This is a genomic window from Actinotalea sp. (assembly GCF_041597215.1).
GTDB lineage: Bacteria > Actinomycetota > Actinomycetes > Actinomycetales > Cellulomonadaceae > Actinotalea.
This window is the reverse complement of the sequence record NZ_JBFHHB010000026.1, coordinates 1-20,597: the sequence shown is the minus strand read 5'-3', so window position 1 is coordinate 20,597 and position 20,597 is coordinate 1. Positions and strand designations below refer to the sequence as shown.

Sequence of the window (20,597 nt, the reverse complement as noted above, 5' to 3'; positions counted from 1 at the left end):
GAGCTCGGAGACCGGGACGGAGAACTGACCCTGCACGTGCAGGGTGGCAGCGTCCGCCACATGCGCGCCGGTCGCCGCACCGCCGTCGTGGAGGTCGCCGGCACCGCTGTCATCGGTCACCCCGATGCGCAGCGCCGGGAACCCGCGAGCGGTGCACATGTCGATGAACCGCACCTCCTCGGTGCGGGGGACGGCGACGACCGCCCGTGCGGTGGACTCCGCGAACAGGGCCTCGAACGGGGTGACACCGTCGCGCTCGCACAGCTCGTCGAGCCAGATGCGCGCGCCGGTGCCGTAGCGCAGGCACGCCTCGGCGAGGCCGATGGCCAGTCCGCCCTCGGAGAGGTCGTGGGCGGCGTCGACCAGGCCGTCGCGCGAGGCGTTGACGAGGATCGCGGCGAGCGTCCGCTCCGCCGCGAGGTCGACCGCAGGGGGAAGCCCGCCGAGCTGGGAGTGCACGACATCGGCCCAGGCCGAGCCGTCGAGCTCACCCGTGGTGCGGCCGAGCAGGTAGACGGCCTGGCCCGGCGCACGCCACCCGGAGGGGGTGACCCGGGCGACGTCGTCGAGCACACCGAGGACACCGACCACCGGGGTCGGGTGGATGGAGGAGTCGATCGTTCCCGGCTCCCCCGTGCCGTTGTAGAGCGAGACGTTGCCGCCGGTGACCGGGATGCCCAGGGTCAGGCAGGCGTCCGCGAGGCCCTCGATGGCCTGGACGAGCTGCCACATCGAGTCCGGGTCCTCGGGGGAGCCGAAGTTGAGGCAGTCGGTCACGGCCATCGGGCGGGCGCCGACGGTGGCGACGTTGCGGTACGCCTCCGCGAGCGCGAGCTGGGCACCTGCATAGGGGTCGAGCTTGGCGTAGCGGCCGTTCGCGTCCGTGGCGAGGGCGACACCGAGGCCGGTCTCCTCGTCGACGCGGATCACGCCGCCGTCGTCGGGCTGCGCCAGCGCGGTGTTGCCCTGGACGAAGCGGTCGTACTGGTCGGTGACCCACGCCTTGCTCGCGAGGTTCGGGGACGCGATCAGGCGCAGGAGGGTCGCCCCCAGCTCCTCGCCCGTCTCGGGGCGCGGGTAGCGCGCCGCGCCCTCGGCCCCCGAGACGGTGTCCGCCTGCAGGCCGTCCTGCCAGGAGGGACGGGCGTACGGCCGGTGGTAGGTGGGGCCGTCGTGCGCGACCGAGCGGGGCTCCACGTCGACGATCCGGTGGCCGAAGTGGTCGATCGTCAGGCGACCGGTACCGGTGACCTCACCGATGACGGCGGTCTCCACGTCCCACTTGCCTGTGATGGCGAGGAACTCGTCGAGCTTCTCGGGAGCGACGACGGCCATCATCCGCTCCTGCGACTCCGACATGAGGATCTCGCCCGCGGTCAGGGTCGGGTCGCGCAGCAGGACCTTCTCCAGGTCGACGTGCATGCCACCGTCGCCGTTGGAGGCGAGCTCGGAGGTCGCGCAGGAGATGCCGGCTGCTCCGAGGTCCTGGATGCCCTCGACCACGCGCGCCGCGTAGAGCTCGAGGCAGCACTCGATGAGCACCTTCTCCATGAAGGGGTCGCCGACCTGCACGCTCGGGCGCTTGGAGGGCTTGGTCTCGTCGAAGGTCTCGCTCGCGAGGATCGATGCGCCGCCGATGCCGTCGCCGCCGGTGCGCGCGCCGAAGAGCACCACCTTGTTGCCGACGCCCGAGGCGTTGGCGAGGTGGATGTCCTCGTGCCGCAGCACCCCGACGCACAGCGCGTTGACCAGCGGGTTGCCCTGGTAGCTGGGGTCGAAGACCAGCTCTCCGCCGATGTTCGGCAGACCGAGGGAGTTGCCGTAGCCGCCGACGCCCGCGACGACGCCGTGCACGACGCGAGCGGTGTCGGGGTGGTCGACGGCGCCGAAACGCAGCTGGTCCATCACGGCGACCGGGCGGGCACCCATCGAGATGATGTCGCGGACGATCCCGCCGACGCCGGTGGCCGCGCCCTGGTAGGGCTCGACGAAGCTCGGGTGGTTGTGGCTCTCGACCTTGAAGGTCACCGCCCAGCCGTCACCGATGTCGACGACGCCCGCGTTCTCGCCGATGCCGACGAGCAGGTGCTCCTTCATCGCCGGGCTGACCTTCGTGCCGAACTGGGCGAGGTGCACCTTGGACGACTTGTAGGAGCAGTGCTCCGACCACATGACGGAGTACATGGCGAGCTCGGCGGCCGTCGGCCGGCGCCCGAGCAGGTCGACGATGCGCTGGTACTCGTCGGGCTTGAGGCCGAGCTCGGCCCACGGCAGCTCGACCTCGGGGGAGGCGGCGGCGTGCTCGACGGTGTCGGGCAGGTGCTCGGTGGACTGCTCAGGGGTGCTCATCGGTCGCGGTCGTCCCCAACCTCGCAGGTGCACTGTCGTGCTCAGGCTACCCGCGCGAGGATCCCCGGCCGCGCGGACGACCGGTGGTCAGTCGTCGACGTCGTCGGCGACCCGCTCGCACGGCGCGCCGAACCGTCGCGCGCCAGGGGAGCGGATCGGCCCGAAGCCCGCCGCGCGCCCGCCCCGCGGCCTACGCTGCGAGACATGGCCGACACCGACGTCACCCGGAACAAGCGCTTCCCCAAGAAGGTCTACGAGGAGGAGCTCTTCCGCCTTCAGGCCGAGCTCGTCGACCTCCAGGAGTGGGTCCGGGCCGAGGGCAAGCGCGTCGTGGTGATCTTCGAGGGCAGGGACGCCGCGGGCAAGGGCAGCACGATCAAGCGCGTCACCCAGTACCTCAACCCGCGCGTCGCGCGGATCGTGGCCCTGCCCGCACCCCAGGAACGCGAGCGCACCCAGTGGTACTTCCAGCGCTACGTCGAGCACCTGCCGGCCGCGGGCGAGATCGTGCTCTTCGACCGCTCCTGGTACAACCGCGCAGGGGTCGAGCGGGTGATGGGCTTCTGCACCTCCGACGAGTACCACCGCTTCCTGCATCAGTGCCCGATCTTCGAGCGGATGCTCGTGGAGGACGGGATCATCCTGCGCAAGTACTGGTTCTCGGTCTCCGACGCCGAGCAGGAGGCGCGCTTCCGGTCCCGGATGGACGACCCTATGCGGCAGTGGAAGCTCTCGCCGATGGACCTGGACTCGATCACGCGCTGGGAGGACTACTCGCGGGCCAAGGACCAGATGCTCGTGCACACCGACATCCCCGAGGCTCCTTGGTGGGTCGTGGACGACGACAACAAGCGCCGGTCCCGACTGAACATGATCAACCACCTCGTGCGGAGCATCGACTACCGCGAGGTGCGTCGAGACCCGATCGAGCTCCCGGCCCGCCCCGAGTCCTCCGGCTACATCCGCCCGCCGCGCGACTCCCAGCGCTACGTCCCGGACCACGCGTCGACGCTGCTGTGAGCGCCGGGCCCGCGGGCCCTCGCCTGCCGGCCGCGGCGCTGCCAGGTCACCGTCGGATCGGTCGGATCGGTCGGCTCCGTCGGATCAGCCTGCCCCGTCGGATCGGTCTGCTCCGTCAGATCGGTCGGCTCAGTCGGATCAGTCGGCTGCCGGCACCGTGCGCCCCGCGGCCCAGTGCCGCAGGCCCGCGATCCGCTCGGCCATGACGACCGACAACGGCCGGGTCGCGCGCAGCTCTCCGAGCACGTGCGCCGCGTCGACCTGCCCGCTGCCGTCGTCGTGGGCGACGTACAGGGCCGAGACGATCGAGTGCTCGATCTCCGCCCCGCTGTAGCCCTCGCTCGCGGGCACGAGCGAGGCCAGGTCGGCGTCCGAGAGCGCGAGCCCGCGGCGGGCGGCGTGCACCCGCAGGATGTGGGCCCTGGCGGACGCATCGGGGAGGTCGACGAAGAACATCTCGTCGAAGCGGCCCTTGCGGACCAGCTCGGGCGGAAGTGCGGAGACGTCGTTGGCCGTCGCCACGACGAAGGCCCGCGAGCGACGCTCGGCGAGCCATGTCAACAATGTCCCGAGCACGCGTCGGGCCGCACCGGACTCGTCGTCGGCGAGCGCCTTCTCGACCTCGTCGACCCACAGGACGCACGGCGCCAGGACGTCGGCGGTCGCCAGGGTCTCGCGCAGGATCCGCTCGGACTCGCCGACGTACTTGTTGTGCACGGCCGCGAGGTCGAGCCTCAGCAACGGCACCCCGAAGACCCCTGCGGCGACCTTGGCCGCCATCGACTTGCCGCAGCCCTGGACCCCGACGAGCAGCAGCCCACGCGGCGGCTCGAGCCCTGGTGCGCTGCCGTCGAAGGCAGGGCGGCGGCGCTCGAGCCACTGCACGAGCCGCCCCATCCCGCCGAGGTCAGCAGCCTCGGGGACGTCGTGCTCGTACTCCAGCACCCCCGACCGGTGCAGCACGGCGTACTTGGCCGCCATCACCGCGGGGAGGTCGCTGACCACCAGCGCACCGTCGGCGACGGCTCCACGCGCGAGTCGCTCGACCTCGCCGAGGGAGAGCCCGCCCAGGTTCTCCACCAGCAGGTCCCGTGCGCGGGGGTCGACGAGGGGCGGCAGCTGTGTCCGGGACCGCTCCGCGACGGCAGCGTCCACCGCCCTGGCACGCTCCTCCCGGCCGGGTACCGCGATCGTCGCCCGCGCCGAGAGGTGCTCGAGCTCCCGCGGCAGGTCGACCTGGTGGCTGAGCAGCACGACGGTGCGCGGCACGTGCGCGTACGCCTGGCCGATGTCCTTGAGGAGCCGGACGTGCACCGGGTCGTCGAGGAACGGATGGAAGTCCACCAGGACGTACACACCGGCCAGGTCGGTGGCGCGGATCGTGCGCAGCACGTCGACGGGCGCAGAGTTGAACTGCTGGGAGGTGCCGAGGTCGACATCGGCGCGCGCGAGGCCGTCCGTGATCGTCCACCGGAACACGGGCATCGCCCCTGCCGCCTGGCGCGTCGCGGCCGTGAGCAGAGCCAGGGCACGGCCCTCGTCGCGCGTCTCGAGGACCACGAGCGGCACCCGTGAGGCGAGGAGGGCAGCGAGGTCCCCGACCGAGGTCAACGCCGGCATCGGGTCTCCGTTCGCACTCCCGCACCCTACCGAGGGCACTGCGGGCCGATCGCGATCCCCGCGCCGGGGTGCGCAGGATCGATGGACGCCGCCGCGGCACCCGCCGGAGACGTCGACGCAGGAGCTCACCGTCGCCCCCGGGGTGGCCATGAACGGTGGCCGCGGACACACTGGGCCGATGGACCTGCCGGTGATGCCGCCCGTCTCGCCGATGCTGGCCTCGGCCGCGCCGGACATCCCGCCGGGCCGGCTCTACGAGCCCAAGTGGGACGGTTTCCGGGCGATCGTCTTCCGCGACGGCGACGAGGTCGAGATCGGCAGCCGCAGCAGCAAGCCCATCACCCGGTACTTCCCCGAGGTGGTCGCCGCCGTCCTGGCCGAGCTGCCCGAGCGCTGCGTCGTCGACGGCGAGATCGTCGTCGCCTCGGCCGACGGCGCTGGGCTCGACTTCGAGGCGCTGCTCGCCAGGATCCACCCCGCGGACTCCCGGGTGCGGCTCCTCGCGGAGCAGACGCCCGCACGGCTCGTCGTCTTCGACCTGCTGGCCCTCGGAGACGAGGACCTGACCTCACGTCCCTTCGGCGAGCGTCGGTCCCTGCTCGAGGCGATGCTCCCCGGCCCGGGGTCCGGTGTGCACCTGACCCGCGCGACGGCGGACCTCGAGGAGGCCACCCGCTGGTTCGAGGTCTTCGAGGGCGCCGGGCTCGACGGGCTCGTCGCCAAGCGCCCGGACCAGCCGTACCAGCCGGGCAAGCGCGTGATGACGAAGATCAAGCACATGCGCACCGCCGACTGCGTGGTCGCCGGCTACCGCGTGCACAAGGGGACGGACGACGCCGTCGGCTCCCTGCTCCTGGGCCTGTACGACGACTCCGGGACCCTCGCCTCCGTCGGGGTCGCGAGCTCCTTCCCGATGGCTCGCCGCAGGGAGCTGTTCGCCGAGCTCGCGCCGCTGGTGACCGACGACCCGGAGCACCCGTGGACGGTCGCGGCGCAGTCGGCGGGGACGCGCACCCCGCGCGAGGGAGAGACGAGCCGATGGAACACGGGCAAGGACCTCGGCTTCGTCCCGCTGCGCCCCGAGCGCGTCGTCGAGGTGAGGTACGACCACATGGAGGGTCCCCGCTTCCGGCACACCACCCAGTTCCAGCGGTGGCGGCCGGACCGCGAGCCGGAGTCCTGCACCTACGCCCAGCTCGACCGTCCCGTCCGCTTCGACCTGGCAGAGGTCCTGGGCGGCTGAGCCGGCGACCGCTCCGCCGCCCCCCTGCGGGGGCGGAGCGATCGGGCCGTCCTGCTCAGCTCCGCTGCTTCGGGGCCGTGGCCTGCTTCTCGGGCGCCGGCGCATCGCCGCTCGCACGGAGCCGGCGCGCGTACTCGCGGGCCTCGTCCTGCCGCTCGGCCTCCGCGCCCGTGGCGATCGCGGCCCGCACGTGCTCGGGTCCGTAGCCGAACGCGGCGACGAGGTCCTTGGCGTGCGGGCGCAGGTGGTCGAGCAGCCGGTAGATGTAGGAGGTCACCGTCCGCGCCCTGCCGGCCGAGAGCCGACCGTGGATGAGGTACCAGGCGAGGTTGCGCTCGATGAGGATGAGACCGAAGAGGTCGCGCAGCCAGATGAGCACCTGACGGGTGCCCGGGTCCTCGATCTTCTCCAGGCCGGCGGTGAAGGCTTCCCACTGGAGCAGGTCGGCATGGGCGCGCGCGGCCTCGATGAGCTCGTGCTGGTGCCGGTCGAAGAGGACGGCCGCGCGTTCCTTGCTCGCCTTCGTCGCCGGCCGCAGCGCGGTGGCGACCTCGGAGACCATCGTCTCGACGCGGCCGGAGAGCAGCTCACGCTGGGACTCGGTCGACCGCACCTGACCGGCCGAGCGGCGCGCGTCGCCCACATCGGCGAGCGTCTGCACCACGCGCAGCAGGGGGGTGCGGTGCAGCGCCGCGTCCACGGCTCGTCCCGCCACGATCCTGGCGAGGTCCCCGGCGTCGGCGTCGGCGAACTCCCGGGAGAAGTCCGTCAGCAGGCGCTTGGCGACGAGCTGGAGCAGCACGGTGTTGTCGCCCTCGAAGGTCACGAAGACGTCCATGTCCGCGCGCAGCGAGGTGAGCCGGTTCTCGGTGAGGTACCCGGCGCCGCCGCAGGCCTCGCGCGCCGCCTGGAGCGTGTCCAGGGCGTGCCAGGTCGACGCCGGCTTGAGGGCGGCGGCGATCGTCTCGAGGTCCTGACGGTCCTCGTCGGTGTCGCTGACACCGGAGAACACTCCGTCGAAGGTCTCCAGGAGACGCTCGTGGGCGAAGGCCTGGGCGTAGGTCTGGGCGAGCAGCGGGAGGAGCCGGCGCTGGTGCTCCTGCCGGTCGAGGAGCACCACCTCCTCGGTGTCCGAGGCACCGGTGAACTGGCGCCGCTCGTTCCCGTAGGTGATGGCGGTGATGAGCGCGACCTTGCTGACGTTGACCGATGCCCCGTCGAGCGAGACCCGCCCTTGGACGAGCGTGCCGAGCATCGTGAAGAAGCGGCGGCCGGGGCTGGCGATCGGCGAGGAGTAGGTGCCGTCCGGCGCGACCGCGCCGTACCGGTCGAGCAGGTCGGCGCGCGGGACGCGCACGTGGTCGAAGTGCAGACGACCGTTGTCGATGCCGTTGAGCCCGCCCTTGAGCCCGTCGTCCTCTCCGCCGATGCCTGGCAGGAACGCGTGGGTCTGCGGATCGCGCAGCGGGACGTAGAAGGCGTGCACGCCGTGGTCGACGGCGCGACCTCCCGGAGGGGCGGTGATCAGGCGTGCGAAGACGACGGCGGCGGTGCCGTGCAGGGCAGCGTTGCCGAGGTAGTCCTTCCACGCGCCACGGAAGGGGGTGTGCAGCACGAACTCCTGCGTCGCCGGGTCGTAGGTCGCCGTCGTGCCGATGCTGGCGACGTCCGAGCCGTGGCCGGTCTCGGTCATCGCGAAGGCACCGGGGACCTCGATGCTCATCGCTCCGGGAAGAAGTCGCGCGTGGTGGTCGGCGGTGCCCAGGTGCAGGATCGCCGAGGCGAAGAGCCCCCACTGGACACCCGCCTTGATCTGCAGGGACGGGTCACCGACGATCAGCTCCTCGAACCGGGCGATCGAGCCGCCGTGGTCGTCCGCCCCACCGAGGACGGCAGGGAAGGCGCGCAGCACGTCGCCCTCGGTCGCCAGGATGCGCATCTGGTCCAGGACCCGTTCCCGGTGCTCCGCCATCGACAACCCCTCGACGCGGTGCAGCCGCTGGTCCGTCAGCAGGGCGCGAGCCTGGCGGCGGATCTCGCCCCAGCGCCCCAGCAGCACGGACTCCAGGGCGGGCACGTCGACGTGCGGGTCGCCGATCGAGGTGGCCGGACGTGGGCTGGTCGTGGCGGTCATGAGGGCTCCTCGGGTGGGTGAGGTGCAAACGGGGTGCTGGACGGGAGCGTGGTGGGCGACGGCGGGGACGGCACGAGCTGCGGGCTCTCGGGCAGGCCGGCATCGGTCCGGCTGCGGGCGAGGGCACTGACCGGCCCCGTCCAGAGCCAGGCGGTCGTGCGTTCGACGAGGTCGTCGAGGCTCGGGGCGTCGTCGTCGTCGCGGTGCGTCAGCCACCACTCGCCCATGCCGCGCACGAAGCCGACGGCGCCGGCTGCCCAGACGTCGACCAGGGGCTCGCGGTCGCTGATCACCCGGGCGAACGGCCGGGCGACGACCGTCGCGACCGACTCGAGGAAGTGACCCACCGGGGCGGAGGCGTCCTCGCTGACCGGTCGAGTGACGAACCAGTAGACGTGGGGCGAGGCCGCGACCATCTCGAGGTAGATCGCGATCATCGAGCGCAGGCCCTCGCGCGGGGTGACGGCGGCCCTCGAGGCCTCGTCCAGCGCGGAGTGCATCTGCTCGACGACGGCCTGGCCGACGGCGGCCTGGAGCCCGGTCTTGTCGACGAAGTAGCGGTAGACGATCGACTTCGAGGTGCCGGCCGTCGTCGCGATCTCCTCCATGGAGATGTCGGGACCGGTGCGGTGCACGGCACGGCGGGCGGCGCGCACCAGCTCGGCGCGGCGCTGGGCCCGGTGGTCGTCCCACCGGGTGGAGCGTCCGTCGCCCGCGAGATCCGGCGTCGTTGCCGGAGTGCTGTCACTCACGAAACCGACGGTATCAGGTACTGTGGGTGTCAGGCATTATCACGACGCAGATCCCGGCACAGGGGACACAGGTCCCGGGGCTGCGCCCGCCGAGGTCGCACCGCAACGACGCGAGAGGACTCTCCATGACACACCCGTCCACCACCCCCGAGGGCAGCGGCGGCTCCGGCCCGCTGCGCGATGCGGAGCCGACCAGCACGCTGCGCGATGCCGAGCCGACCAGCACGCTGCGCGATGCCGTCATCGTCGGGGGCAACCGCATCCCCTTCGCTCGCAGCGGCGGCAGGTACACGCATTCGAGCAACGCCGACATGCTCACGGCGGCCCTGGAGGGCCTGATCGCGCGGTACGGCCTGGCCGGTGAGCGGATCGGCGAGGTGGCGGCCGGCGCCGTCCTCAAGCACTCGAAGGACTTCAACCTCACCCGCGAGGCCGTGCTCGGCTCCTCGCTCGACGCCACGACCCCCGCCTACGACGTGCAGATGGCCTGCGCGACGGGCATGGAGACGGTCGTCTCGCTGAGCAACAAGATCCGCCTCGGGCAGATCGACAGTGCGATCGCCGGCGGGGTGGACTCCGCATCGGACGCACCGATCGTCGTGAGCGAGCCCCTGCGGCGCGCCCTGCTCGCGCTCAACCGGGCCCGCACCGTTCAGCACAAGCTCGCCGCGATCTCCAGGATCCGGCCGGGGCACCTGAGCCCGGACGCCCCGAGTACGGCCGAGCCGCGCACCGGACTGTCGATGGGCGAGCACCAGGCGATCACCACCGCTCAGTGGGGCATCAGCCGCGAGGCTCAGGACGAGCTCGCGCTCGCCAGTCACCAGAACCTCGCCGCCGCCTACGAGGCCGGCTTCTTCGACGACCTGATCACGCCCTTCCGCGGGCTGGCCACGGACGCGAACCTGCGCGCCGACACCTCCATGGAGAAGCTCGGCTCGCTCCCGCCCGTCTTCGGCAAGCGGCTGGACACCCCCGCGACGATGACGGCCGGCAACTCCACCCCGCTGACCGACGGCGCGTCGACCGTCCTGCTCGCCGATCGCGCCTGGGCGCAGGAGCGTGGGCTCCCGGCCCTCGCGCGGGTGGTCGACGCCGAGGCTGCTGCCGTCGACTTCGTCCGGGGCACCGACGGCCTGCTCATGGCTCCGGTCTTCGCCGTCCCGCGGCTGCTCGCCCGGCAGGGCATGACCCTCGACGACCTCGACCTCGTCGAGATCCACGAGGCCTTCGCCGGCACCGTGCTCGCCACCCTCGCCGCCTGGCAGGACGAGGAGTTCTGCCGCGAGCGCCTCGGGCTCGACGGGCCGCTGGGCACCGTCGACCGCACGAAGCTCAACGTGCACGGCTCCTCGCTCGCCGCCGGCCACCCCTTCGCCGCGACGGGCGGGCGGATCGTCGCCACCCTCGCCAAGGCCCTCGCCGCGCGCGGCTCCGGAAGCCGCGGCCTCATCTCCGTCTGCGCTGCCGGTGGGCAGGGCGTCGTCGCGATCCTGGAGGCAGTGTGACCGACACCTATCTCGACCTCGTCAACAGCGGGTTCACCAGGACGCTGGCCAAGCGACTCGGACTTCCGCGCCCCGCCGTGCTGCGCCGTTTCCGGGAGGGTGACCCCCTGGTCCCCGGCCGGGTGCTCGTCCTGCACGACGACGACTCCTCCGACGCCGCCGACGTGCTCGCCGAGACCATGCTCGGCTGGGACCTCGACGTGCACCGGCACGCGTCGAAGGACGACGGGTTCGGCGCCGTCGTCCTCGTGCTGACCGAGCTGAGCGCCCCCTCGCGGCTGCGTGAGCCGCTGCTGGCCCTCGGTGGCTCGCTGCGCGCGCTCGCACCCGGCGGGCGGGTCGTCACCGTCTCGCGGACCGCCACCGAGCCCGGGCTGTCCGCGACGCTCGCCGCTGCCCGGCAGGGCGTCGACGGGATGCTGCGCTCGCTCGCCAAGGAGCTGCGCGGCGGGGCGACCGGGAACGGGATCGTCCTGGGCGAGGGGGTCGGGCTCGACGCGCCCTCCGTCGCCGGGACGCTGCGCTTCCTGCTCTCGGCCCGCTCGGCCTTCGTCGACGGTCAGCTGCTCACCGTCACGAGCGACGGCGGGACCATCCCTGCCGACTGGGACCGACCGCTCGACGGGCAGGTCGCGGTCGTCACGGGTGCCGCCCGCGGGATCGGTGCGGCGATCGCCCGCACGCTCGCGCGCGACGGAGCCTCGGTCGTCGTCGTCGACGTGCCCGCTTCGGGGGAGGCGCTCGCCGCCGTCGCCAACGAGGTGCGCGGCTCGGCCCTGCAGCTCGACATCACCGCGGACGACGCGGCAGCACGGATCCTCGCGCACGTCGCGTCGCGGCACGGCAGGCTCGACCTGCTCGTGCACAACGCGGGCGTGCTGCGCGACAAGCTGCTGGCCAACATGACGCCGAAGCAGTGGGACCCGGTGCTCGCAGTCAACGTCACCGCCCCGCTGCGGATCACCGATCAGGTGCTCGCCTCCGGCGCCCTCGGCACGGCCCCGCGCATCGTCTGCCTCGCCTCGACCAGCGGGATCGCCGGCAACCGCGGTCAGACGAACTACGGGGCGTCCAAGGCGGGCGTCATCGGCATGGTGCGTGCCTCCGCTGGGGCGCTCGCCGCCGCGGGCGGGACGATCAACGCCGTGGCGCCCGGGTTCATCGAGACGGACATGACGGCGCGCATCCCGTTCGCGACGCGGGAGATCGCCCGGCGGTTCAACTCCCTGCAGCAGGGCGGGCAGCCGCAGGACGTCGCCGAGGCGATCGCCTTCCTCGCCTCCCCGCAGGCAGGCGGGGTCAACGGCCAGGTGCTGCGGGTCTGCGGGCAGAACATGGTCGGGGCATGAGCGCCGACGCGGCCGAGACCTGGTCGCAGCACCCCGACCTGGAGGACGTCGACACCGTCGAGCTCGCCACCGTGCCCGGCCTCGGCGGGCTGTACGCGCGCGGGGTCGCCGGCGCGGCAAGGTCCGCAGCGAGCAGGCGGACGACCGTCGACCCGGCGGGCCTTCCCGCCACCCACCTCGTCGTGCGCGAGGTCCGGGCCGACGCCGACCGGTTGACCGCCTACCAGCACCTCGTCGGCGAGCCGGGGACGGACGTGCTGCCCGCCGGCTTCGTGCACGTCATGGCCTTCCCCGTGGCGACGGCGCTCATGGTACGCGAGGACTTCCCGCTCCCCCTGCTCGGCATGGTGCACCTGGCCAACCGCGTCGAGCAGCGCCGCCCGATCCTCCTCGGTGAGGAGCTGGACGTGGTCGTGCACGCCGAACGGCTCGTGCCGCACCGGGCAGGAGTGAGCGTCGACCTCGTCGTCGACGTGACCGTCGGCCCGGAGGTCGTCTGGCACGGGGTCTCGACGTACCTCGCGGGTGGGGCGCGGATCGCCGGAGCCGAGCGGCCGGAGCGCGAGCCGAAGCCCGAGTGGACACCGCCGACGCCGACCGGGCAGTGGCGCCTCTCCCCCCATGACGCGCGGCTCTACGCTGCCGTGTCCGGGGACCGCAACCCGATCCACTCCTCCAGGCTCGGCGCACGGATGTTCGGCTTCCCCCGGACGATCGCGCACGGGATGCACACGGCTGCGCGCGGGCTGGCCGACGTCGGCGCACTGCGAGGCGGAGCGTTCACCTGGGCCGTCCGGTTCGCGAGCCCGGTGCTCCTGCCGGGCTCCGTGCAGACGGCGATCACCCGCGACGAGCGCGGCTTCACCGTCGAGGGATGGTCGGCCAGGAGCGGGAAGAGGAACCTCACGGTGCGGGTCGAGCCCCGGAGCTAGGGTGCGGTCATGACCTCGCCGGGACTCGAGCCGTTCGACGGAGTGCTCGAACCCGAGGGCGACTACGAGCTCCTGTCCTTCACCGGTGACGACCTCGTCGAGGGGCACATGCAGGACGCACGGCTCCTCGACTGCGTGGTCGAGGGCGCCGACCTCGAAGGGCTCCGCCTGGACCGTGCGCACGTCGTCGACACCCGGTTCGCCGCCTGCCGCGCCGGGACGCTCCACGCCCCCGACACCCACCTGCGCGACGTCACCGTGAGCGACTGCCGGCTCGGCGCCGTCCAGGCGCACGGGGCCGTGCTCACCCGGGTGACGATCACGGGCGGGAAGCTCGACTACCTCAACCTCCGCGGGGCGCGACTGGAGTCCGTCCGGCTCGTGGGTGTGAGCATCGGTGACCTCGACCTCGCGACGGCCCGGGTCGCGCAGCTCGTCCTGGAGGACTGCCGGGTGCACCGCCTCGACGTCCAGGGCGCCTCGCTCACGGAGGTCGACCTCCGTGGCGCCGAGCTGGCGCGGATCGACGGGCCTGCCGGGCTGAAGGGCGCGCGGATCAGCGAGCAGCAGCTCCTCGAGCTGGCTCCGGTGCTCGCCGCGCACCTCGGGCTCACGGTGGGCTGAGCCCGCATCGGTCGCCCCTGCCAGGGGCTCGTCGCCGAGCCCTCCGGGACACGCTCGGCCGGCGGGTTCGGGTCAGCCGGCCGACGGCGTCCGCGACGCGGCGAGGAACGCCTCGAGCTGGGCGCGGTCGGGCAGACCGTCCTTGTCCCCGGAGCTCGTCACGGCGAAGGCCCCCACCGCTGCGCCCCGTTCGAGGACCTCCGCGGGCGGGCGTCCGTCGAGCATCGCGCTGATCACGCCGGTGGCGAAGCCGTCCCCCGCACCCACGGTGTCGACGACGGTGACCGGGAACACTCCGTGCGCCCAGGACCCGTCCCGGGTGTGCAGGGTCGCACCGCGTCCGCCGTCCTTGATGACCACCATCGAGGCACCCTGGTCGAGGTAGTAGGACGCGACGTCCTGCGCACCGGTCAGGCCGGTGAGCACGGTCGCCTCGGACAGGCCGGGCAGGATCCAGTCGGCGCGCGCGGCACAGGCCCTGATCACCTCGACCATCTCCTCGCGGTCGGCCCAGAGGGCGGGCCGCAGGTTGGGGTCGAACGAGACCGTCGCCCCCACCTCCCGCGCGATGTCGATGGCACGGAAGGCGAAGGCCCTGGTGTGCTCCGAGAGGGCGAGCGGGATCCCCGTCAGGTGAAGGTGCCCCGCGGAGGCGAGGAAGGCGTCGGAACGAGGGGTGGCCTGCAACCGGGAGCCGGCCGAGTCCTTGCGGTAGTAGACGACCTGGGGATCGCCGCCGTCCGCCCGGCTCTTGAGCGCGAAACCGGTGCGGGCCGAGGGGTCGACCTCGATCATCGAGGTGTCGACGCCACCCGCGGTGAGCTCGGCGAGGGCGTAGCGCCCGAAGGGATCGTCCCCCACCCGTCCGACCCAGCCGACCCGGTGACCGAGCCGGGCGAGCCCGATCGCCACGTTCGTCTCGGCCCCGGCGAGGGCGAGCGTCCAGCCGGAGACCCGTTCGAGCGGGCCGGCCTCCTCGGCGATGAACATGGCCATGACCTCGCCGAAGGTCACGGCGTCGAGGCCGCCGGAGCGCTCGGCGGCCGGCGCGAGGCGCGAGACCCCGTGGGCCGAGGACTCCTCGCGCCCGCCGTCGGCGCTCATGACACGAGCCGCGGGTCGCCGGCGACCACGCGGGTCGCGGGGCCGGAACGCCGGCCGATCGCCACCTCCGGTACGGGTCCTGTCGACCCGCGCACGACGAGCTCGGGTCGCAGCAGGACGGACCCGCCCCGCGTGGCGGCGTCGTCGTCGTCCCCGACCGCCTCGCGCAGGGCGAGCCGTGCCAGGTCGGGAAGCGGCTGACGCACTGTCGTCAGCGGCGGGTCGCAGAGCGTCGCCAGGACGATGTCGTCGAAGCCCACCACGGAGACGTCCGCCCCGATGGAGAGCCCGAGCGCCCGGATCCCGCTGCACACGCCGAGGGCCGTCATGTCGTTGATCGCCATGACCGCTGTCGGCGGCCGCGGCCCGGCGAGCATCGCCGTGATCGCCTCACGTCCGATCTCCGCCGCCTCCGCTGCCCCTGCGGGGACGGCGTCGGTCCCCGACCACTGCGCCTGCTCGGCCGGGTCGAGCCCTGCCTCGGTGAGCGCCGAGCAGAAGCCGCGGTACCTGGCGGTCCTGTTGAGGGACTGCATCGCACCGGCGACGAAGCTCACCCGGGTGTGCCCCAGACCGAGCAGGTGCGCAGCGCCCAGGTAGCCGCCGACGCTGTTGTCGACGCTCACGCTCATCACCGATGGCGGGTCGGTGGGCTGGACGGGCCGGTCGAAGGTGATCAGCCGCAGGCCCCGGTCCAGGAAGGGCTGCAGGTGCTCGAGGCTCGGCAAGGACGTACCCAGGACGATGGAGCGGACGCCCGCGTCCCACAGGTCCTCGACGTAGCGCAGCTCGCGGGCGGCGTCCCGTTCGGTGTTGCCCAGGAGCACGCTGTAGCCCGCGGCGATCGACGCCCGCTCGAGCTCGTTGGCGAAGGTCCCCCAGAAGGGGTTCGCGACGGACGGGACGACGAGGCCGATCGAGTGGGTCTTCCCCGTGCGCAGGGCGCGCGCGGCCCTGTTCGGCCGGTACCCCAGGCGGTCGATCGCGGCCCTGACGCGGTCACGCGTCTCCGGCTGCATGCGCTCGGACCGGCCCGTCAGGTAGTTCGAGACCGTGGTCGGCGAGACGTGCGCCTCCGCGGCGACCTGCTGGATGGTGACGGTACCCATGGCTTCACGCGCTCCTTTGCTCGGGCCGAGGCCGACTGTACGCGCCGGTGTGGTTTGAGTGCAACGTTACAGTAACGAAGCGGTCACGATCCCCGTCGCAGGCGCACAGGGCCGAGAATCCGGGTCACAGAGACGCTTGACCACGCGCCGAGACTGTGTCTAGTCTCTGGTTTATCGTTACACCGGACGGGCGGAAGCAAGGATGCTCCCCCGACCGAGAGCAAGGAACCACGACGACGGCGTCGGACTCCGAAACCGCGTCGACACCCCTCTTGACACCTCTCAGGAAGAGCGGATCGACATGAAGCTGCGTACCTCAACCAGGAAGGCTGCCGCGATCGTCGCGGCGACCGCGCTCGCCACGACCCTCGCCGCCTGCGGCTCGGGCGACACCGGCACCGACACCGGCTCGGCCGGCGACGGCACCGTCAGCGGAACCGTCTCGCTGCTGACCCCGATCTTCGAGGGGTCGACCGGCAAGGAGCTCCTCGAGGGCACGCTCCTCCCGGAGTTCTACGAGCAGTACCCGGACGTGACGGTGACCGTCGACTACACGACGTACTCCAAGCTCAACGAGAAGCTCACCACGGCCATCGCCTCGGGACTGGTCCCCGACGTCATGCTCATGGGCGTCGGCTGGATCGAGAACTTCGCCGAGAACGGCGTGCTCGCCGACCTCGGCAGCCTGGGCCTGACCGCGGAGGAGCTCTCCGCCACCCACAACCCCAAGGTCGTCGACGCCGGCGTGTACGACGGCAGCGTCTACGCCGTGCCGATCATGCTCGACGCCCGGTTCGGGGTCGCCCGGATGGACCTCCTCGCCGAGGCCGGCTACGACGCCCCGCCCTCGACCGTCGAGGAGCTGCGTGAGATGGCGATCGCGCTGACCGAGCGCGACGCCAGCGGCAACATGACCCGCGCCGGGTTCGACCTGCAGTCCAACGACTCCCGCCAGGTCTTCGAGACGTTCCTCTTCTCCCAGGGCGGCACGCTCTTCAACGAGGACGTCACCGAGCCGGCCTTCAACTCCGAGGCCGGGGTCGAGGCCCTCCAGCTCATGAGCGACCTGATCAACGTCGACAAGGTCGAGGACACCGGCTGGTCCTCGACGGACGTCGTCGTGAACCCGCTGATCAACGGGCGCGCCGCCATGGGCCTCGCGCACAACAACCTGTGGACCCAGGCCCAGGAGGCCGACCCGACCGTCCTGGAGAACCTCCAGCCCTTCCTGATCCCCGGCGACGAGCCGAGCATGTTCTTCGGCGGCACGCTGGCCACGATGTCCAGCAAGTCCAACAGCCCCGAGGCGGCTCAGGCCCTCCTGGAGTTCCTCACCAGCGCCGGCCCGGCCCTGGCAGCCAACGAGCAGCGCGGCAACATCCCCGCGCTGGACGAGCTGCTCACCAGCGACTACGTCACGAGCAACACGCTCGTCCAGTTCGCGATGGAGAACCTCGACGTCGCCAAGCACGAGGGTGGCCCCGCCCAGTGGCTCGAGATCCGGGGCAACTTCAAGCCGGCGATCGAGTCCGCGCTCCTCGGCGAGAAGACGGCCCAGGAGGCCCTCGACGAGCTCGCAGCGACCTCCGCGGCGGCGATGGGCTGATCGCCGCCCGACTCCCCAGTGGTGGCGGTCGGGGCCGGTGCCTGCAGGCACGTCCCGTAGGCCGCCCCGACCACCACCCCCCTTGCCCCACCCCACGAGGACGTGAGAAGGATGACCGATTCACTGACAGCCCCCGTCCGGCCACCGGCCGCGGGAGCCTGGCTCGACCGGACGAAGAAGGCGAGCACACCCAAGCGCCGTCCGTCGAAGGCCAACCGCAAGCTCCGTCGGGCCGGCTGGCTCATGGTGATCCCGGCCGTCCTCTGGCTCGGCATCTGGGTGGCGCTGCCCGTCGTCGCCACCTTCGGCCTGAGCCTGACCGACTACAACGTGTTCAACCCGCCGAAGTGGATCGGGTTCGAGAACTACGTGACCGTCTGGAACGACCCGGTCTTCCGCAAGGCGACCTGGAACACCGTCGTCTACACGTTCTGGACCGTCCCGGTCTCGATGGCGATCGCCGTCGTGATCGCCGTGGCCCTCAACCAGAAGCTCCGGGCCCAGAACTGGTACCGCGCGGCGTTCTTCCTCCCGCAGGTCACCGCGACCGTCGCCATCGCGATGGTCTGGCTGTGGATCTACAACCCCCAGCAGGGCCTGCTCAACGCCGCGATGTCCTTCTTCGGCCTTCCCACGCACGCCTGGCTCGAGTCCTCCGACACCGCACTGTGGGCCGTGAGCCTCGTGGGTGTCTGGCAGGGAATCGGCATGAAGATGCTCATCTACATCGCCGCGCTGCAGAACGTCGACGAGGCCCTGTACGAGGCCGCGTCGATCGACGGCGCCTCGACCGCCCGCAAGTTCTGGTCGATCACGCTGCCGATGCTCAAGCCCGCGACCTTCTTCGTCTTCGTCATCTCGATCATCGGCGCCTTCCAGGTCTTCGACCAGGTCTACGTCCTGACCGACGGTGGCCCCGCGAACGCCACCACGATGATGACCTACGAGGTCTACCGGTCCGCGTTCCAGAACTTCAAGATGGGCCTCGCCAGCGCCCAGTCCGTATTCCTGTTCGCCGTCCTCCTGGTGATGACCGTCATCAGCCGACGCATGACGAAGGGCGATGAAGCATGAGCGCCGCGACCGCTACCGTCCCGGTGCCGAGCACGTCGAGGACGCTCCGCACCAAGCCCCGGTCCAAGACTCCCGTGGTCGGGAGGGTGATCCTCAACGTCGTCCTGATCCTCGGCTCGGTGCTGATGGTCATGCCGTTCGTCTGGATGATCCTCACCTCCCTCAAGAGCCCCGCCGAGCTCGCCCTGGCCACCCCGAACTTCCTTCCGCAGGTGTGGGAGTGGTCCAACTACCCCGAGGCCATGAAGGCCGCTCCGTTCCTGACCTACTTCAAGAACAGCTTCTTCATCGCCGTCGGCCACACCAGCATCACCCTGCTGCTCGGCTCCATGGCCGGCTACGCGCTGGCCCGCCTGCCCTTCCGGGGGCGTGAGGCCATCTTCATGGGCTTCCTCGCGATGCTCATGATCCCCACCTACACCAAGATCGTCCCGCAGTTCCTCCTGGTGAAGTTCATGCCGCTGTTCGGCGGGAACGACATCTTCGGCCAGGGCGGCTCGGGCTGGCTGAACAGCTGGTGGGCCCTGATCATCCCCGGTGGTCTGACCGCCTCGTCCGTCTTCCTCTTCCGGCAGTTCTACACGTCCCTCCCGGAGGAGCTCGCCGAGGCTGCGCGCCTCGACGGTCTCGGTGAGTTCCGGATCTACGCGCAGATCTACACGCCGTTGATGAAGCCGGCCCTCGCGACCGTCGGCCTGCTCACGTTCCAGGAGTCCTGGAACAACTTCCTGTGGCCACTCCTCGTCACGACGAGCGACCACCTCCGCGTGATCCAGGTCGGGCTGGCGGTGTTCAGACAGCTCGACTCGACGTCCTGGAACTTCCTCATGGCAGGGACGACCTTGGCCACCGTGCCGATGGTGATCCTCTTCCTCTTCGCCCAGAGGTACTTCGTCCAGGGCTTCGCCAACGCGGGCATCAAGTAACCCCGCCCGATCCCCTCAGACCCCGTTCACGGACCACCGAAAGAAGGACTGACCCATGCAGATCGACCTGACAGGACGCCGCGCCCTCGTGACCGGAGGTGGCGCCGGGATCGGCGCCGCCATCGCCAGGACCCTCGGGGCCGCCGGTGCCGATGTCGCCGTCCTCTACTACGCGGACAGCAAGGACGGCGCCCTCGAGGTCGTCTCCGAGCTCACGGCGCTCGGCCGCACCGCGGTCGCCCTCGACGCCGACCTGATGGACTCCGAGGCGGCGACGGCCGTCGTCACCGAGGCGGCCCAGGCCCTCGGCGGGCTCGACATCGTCGTCAACAACGCCGGCCACATGGTCGGCAGGGCGACGATCGCCGAGATGACCGACGAGCACTGGGCCCGGGTGATGGACGTCAACGCCTCGACCGGCTTCTACGTCTCGCGGGCCGCGATCCCGTACCTGGCGAAGTCCCCGGCCGGACGCGTGGTCTTCATGTCCTCGCTCGCCGCGGAGAACGGTGGGGGTGCCGGATCGGTGGCCTACGCCGCCGCCAAGGCCGCTGTGGTCGGCCTGGTCCGCGGTCTGGCCAAGGAGCTCGCCGGCGACGGCGTCACCGTGAACGCGATGGCTCCTGGCTTCATCGGCGCCACCTCGTTCCACAACACCTTCACGGCGCCCGAGGTGCAGGAGGCGATCATCGCCGGCATCCCGTTGAAGCGCGCCGGGACGGTCGACGACGTCGCGAACGTCGCCCTGTTCCTCGCGTCGGACCTGGCCTCGTACGTCACCGGTCAGGTCATCGACATCAACGGAGGGCTCAACTTCCGGTGAGCACCATCCTGGAGGCCCGCGGTGGGTGGTGGCACGACTACGTGTGCCCCACCCACGGGGTCGAGCTCGATCCCGCGCACGGCGACAGCTACCCCTGCCGGTACGGCTGCACCCTCACGGGTGAGGCGCAGGCCGGCGCCTGGGTGGTCCTGGAGCACCAGGCCCGTGCGCGGGAGGCCAGGCTCCTGGCCCGGCGGTACCGCGCCGAGGGCGCGCCCGCCGACCGCGACCGCGCCCTGGCGATCCTCGCGGACTTCTCCGCGTACTACGCCGAGGTGGCCGCGGGCGGCGCGAGCGAGCGGGCCGAGGAGTGGATGCTCAAGGGCAAGCTGTTCTCGCAGGCCCTGACCGAGGCCATCTGGGGCGTGCAGATCGCGGACGCGGCCCAGGTCCTCGCGGCCGACCCGCAGGCCCGGCCCGTGCT

At 71.7% G+C, this 20,597-nt stretch carries 17 protein-coding genes; 11 read left to right on the top strand and 6 right to left on the bottom strand.

The window, feature by feature from the left end; genetic code table 11:
- The coding region (purL, locus tag ABWK99_RS03630; RefSeq protein WP_372593335.1) for a phosphoribosylformylglycinamidine synthase subunit PurL at positions 1-2,349 on the bottom strand (2,349 nt) is incomplete at its 3' end.
- 204 nt (positions 2,350-2,553) lie between these two features.
- Here purL and ppk2 point away from each other — a divergent pair.
- Positions 2,554-3,369 (top strand): polyphosphate kinase 2, encoded by an 816-nt coding sequence (ppk2, locus tag ABWK99_RS03625; protein ID WP_372593334.1) that lies wholly within the window; start codon positions 2,554-2,556, stop codon positions 3,367-3,369.
- Between the two features lie 138 nt (positions 3,370-3,507).
- Here the strand turns inward: ppk2 and ABWK99_RS03620 are convergent, their stop codons facing one another.
- Complete coding sequence (locus ABWK99_RS03620) at positions 3,508-4,989, bottom strand: AAA family ATPase (protein ID WP_372593333.1); 1,482 nt, start codon at positions 4,987-4,989, stop codon at positions 3,508-3,510.
- Positions 4,990-5,167: 178 nt separating this feature from the next.
- Between ABWK99_RS03620 and ABWK99_RS03615 the strand changes: the two genes are divergently transcribed.
- A complete protein-coding gene (locus ABWK99_RS03615; protein WP_372593332.1) occupies positions 5,168-6,232 on the top strand; it encodes an ATP-dependent DNA ligase in 1,065 nt (354 codons plus the stop codon).
- A 55-nt stretch (positions 6,233-6,287) separates the two neighbouring features.
- On the opposite strand, the gene ABWK99_RS03610 is transcribed toward ABWK99_RS03615, so the two are convergent.
- Positions 6,288-8,366 (bottom strand): acyl-CoA dehydrogenase, encoded by a 2,079-nt coding sequence (locus tag ABWK99_RS03610; protein ID WP_372593331.1) that lies wholly within the window; start codon positions 8,364-8,366, stop codon positions 6,288-6,290.
- Positions 8,363-9,118, bottom strand: a complete 756-nt coding sequence (locus tag ABWK99_RS03605) for a TetR/AcrR family transcriptional regulator (RefSeq protein ID WP_372593330.1) — start codon at positions 9,116-9,118, stop codon at positions 8,363-8,365. The genes ABWK99_RS03610 and ABWK99_RS03605 overlap by 4 nt, the downstream gene beginning before the upstream one ends.
- Before the next feature lie 125 nt (positions 9,119-9,243).
- Here ABWK99_RS03605 and ABWK99_RS03600 point away from each other — a divergent pair, with 125 nt between their 5' ends.
- The 4 genes from ABWK99_RS03600 to ABWK99_RS03585 are packed head-to-tail and all read left to right on the top strand — an operon-like array spanning position 9,244 to position 13,531.
- Complete coding sequence (locus ABWK99_RS03600; RefSeq protein ID WP_372593329.1) at positions 9,244-10,626, top strand: acetyl-CoA C-acetyltransferase; 1,383 nt, start codon at positions 9,244-9,246, stop codon at positions 10,624-10,626.
- On the top strand, positions 10,623-11,975 hold the full coding sequence (locus ABWK99_RS03595) for a 3-oxoacyl-ACP reductase (protein ID WP_372593328.1): 1,353 nt from the start codon (positions 10,623-10,625) through the stop codon (positions 11,973-11,975). Before ABWK99_RS03600 ends, ABWK99_RS03595 begins: the two co-directional genes overlap by 4 nt.
- On the top strand, positions 11,972-12,907 hold the full coding sequence (locus tag ABWK99_RS03590) for a MaoC/PaaZ C-terminal domain-containing protein (protein ID WP_372593327.1): 936 nt from the start codon (positions 11,972-11,974) through the stop codon (positions 12,905-12,907). Before ABWK99_RS03595 ends, ABWK99_RS03590 begins: the two co-directional genes overlap by 4 nt.
- A gap of 9 nt (positions 12,908-12,916) precedes the next feature.
- Positions 12,917-13,531, top strand: coding sequence for a pentapeptide repeat-containing protein (locus ABWK99_RS03585; RefSeq protein ID WP_372593326.1), 615 nt, complete (start codon positions 12,917-12,919; stop codon positions 13,529-13,531).
- Positions 13,532-13,603: 72 nt separating this feature from the next.
- Here the strand turns inward: ABWK99_RS03585 and ABWK99_RS03580 are convergent, their stop codons facing one another.
- Both ABWK99_RS03580 and ABWK99_RS03575 read right to left on the bottom strand, forming a co-directional pair.
- Positions 13,604-14,635, bottom strand: a complete 1,032-nt coding sequence (locus tag ABWK99_RS03580; protein ID WP_372593325.1) for a sugar kinase — start codon at positions 14,633-14,635, stop codon at positions 13,604-13,606.
- Complete coding sequence (locus ABWK99_RS03575; RefSeq protein ID WP_372593324.1) at positions 14,632-15,744, bottom strand: LacI family DNA-binding transcriptional regulator; 1,113 nt, start codon at positions 15,742-15,744, stop codon at positions 14,632-14,634. Before ABWK99_RS03575 ends, ABWK99_RS03580 begins: the two co-directional genes overlap by 4 nt.
- Before the next feature lie 301 nt (positions 15,745-16,045).
- On the opposite strand from ABWK99_RS03575, the gene ABWK99_RS03570 reads away from it, so the two are divergent.
- The 5 genes from ABWK99_RS03570 to ABWK99_RS03550 form a co-directional block, all read left to right on the top strand.
- Complete coding sequence (locus ABWK99_RS03570; RefSeq protein ID WP_372593323.1) at positions 16,046-17,350, top strand: ABC transporter substrate-binding protein; 1,305 nt, start codon at positions 16,046-16,048, stop codon at positions 17,348-17,350.
- Between the two features lie 111 nt (positions 17,351-17,461).
- Positions 17,462-18,424: a carbohydrate ABC transporter permease gene (locus tag ABWK99_RS03565; RefSeq protein ID WP_372593322.1), complete on the top strand. Its 963-nt coding sequence runs from the start codon at positions 17,462-17,464 to the stop codon at positions 18,422-18,424.
- Positions 18,421-19,350 carry a carbohydrate ABC transporter permease gene (locus ABWK99_RS03560; RefSeq protein ID WP_372593321.1) on the top strand — a complete coding sequence of 310 codons (930 nt, stop codon included), beginning with the start codon at positions 18,421-18,423 and terminating at the stop codon, positions 19,348-19,350. Before ABWK99_RS03565 ends, ABWK99_RS03560 begins: the two co-directional genes overlap by 4 nt.
- Before the next feature lie 55 nt (positions 19,351-19,405).
- Entirely contained in the window at positions 19,406-20,173 is a 768-nt protein-coding gene (locus ABWK99_RS03555) for an SDR family NAD(P)-dependent oxidoreductase (RefSeq protein WP_372593320.1), read from the top strand.
- On the top strand, positions 20,170-20,597 hold a 428-nt coding region (locus tag ABWK99_RS03550; RefSeq protein ID WP_372593319.1), incomplete at its 3' end, for a hypothetical protein. The genes ABWK99_RS03555 and ABWK99_RS03550, both read left to right, overlap by 4 nt.

Excerpts from the sequence above, each read along its gene's own strand:
- ppk2 (WP_372593334.1), top strand. The coding sequence starts at position 2,554 with ATGGCCGACACCGACGTCACCCGGAACAAGCGCTTCCCCAAGAAGGTC.
- ABWK99_RS03620 (WP_372593333.1), bottom strand. The coding sequence starts at position 4,989 with ATGCCGGCGTTGACCTCGGTCGGGGACCTCGCTGCCCTCCTCGCCTCA.
- ABWK99_RS03615 (WP_372593332.1), top strand. The coding sequence starts at position 5,168 with ATGGACCTGCCGGTGATGCCGCCCGTCTCGCCGATGCTGGCCTCGGCC.
- ABWK99_RS03610 (WP_372593331.1), bottom strand. The coding sequence starts at position 8,366 with ATGACCGCCACGACCAGCCCACGTCCGGCCACCTCGATCGGCGACCCG.
- ABWK99_RS03600 (WP_372593329.1), top strand. The coding sequence starts at position 9,244 with ATGACACACCCGTCCACCACCCCCGAGGGCAGCGGCGGCTCCGGCCCG.
- ABWK99_RS03590 (WP_372593327.1), top strand. The coding sequence starts at position 11,972 with ATGAGCGCCGACGCGGCCGAGACCTGGTCGCAGCACCCCGACCTGGAG.
- ABWK99_RS03585 (WP_372593326.1), top strand. The coding sequence starts at position 12,917 with ATGACCTCGCCGGGACTCGAGCCGTTCGACGGAGTGCTCGAACCCGAG.
- ABWK99_RS03580 (WP_372593325.1), bottom strand. The coding sequence starts at position 14,635 with ATGAGCGCCGACGGCGGGCGCGAGGAGTCCTCGGCCCACGGGGTCTCG.
- ABWK99_RS03575 (WP_372593324.1), bottom strand. The coding sequence starts at position 15,744 with ATGGGTACCGTCACCATCCAGCAGGTCGCCGCGGAGGCGCACGTCTCG.
- ABWK99_RS03570 (WP_372593323.1), top strand. The coding sequence starts at position 16,046 with ATGAAGCTGCGTACCTCAACCAGGAAGGCTGCCGCGATCGTCGCGGCG.
- ABWK99_RS03565 (WP_372593322.1), top strand. The coding sequence starts at position 17,462 with ATGACCGATTCACTGACAGCCCCCGTCCGGCCACCGGCCGCGGGAGCC.
- ABWK99_RS03560 (WP_372593321.1), top strand. The coding sequence starts at position 18,421 with ATGAGCGCCGCGACCGCTACCGTCCCGGTGCCGAGCACGTCGAGGACG.
- ABWK99_RS03555 (WP_372593320.1), top strand. The coding sequence starts at position 19,406 with ATGCAGATCGACCTGACAGGACGCCGCGCCCTCGTGACCGGAGGTGGC.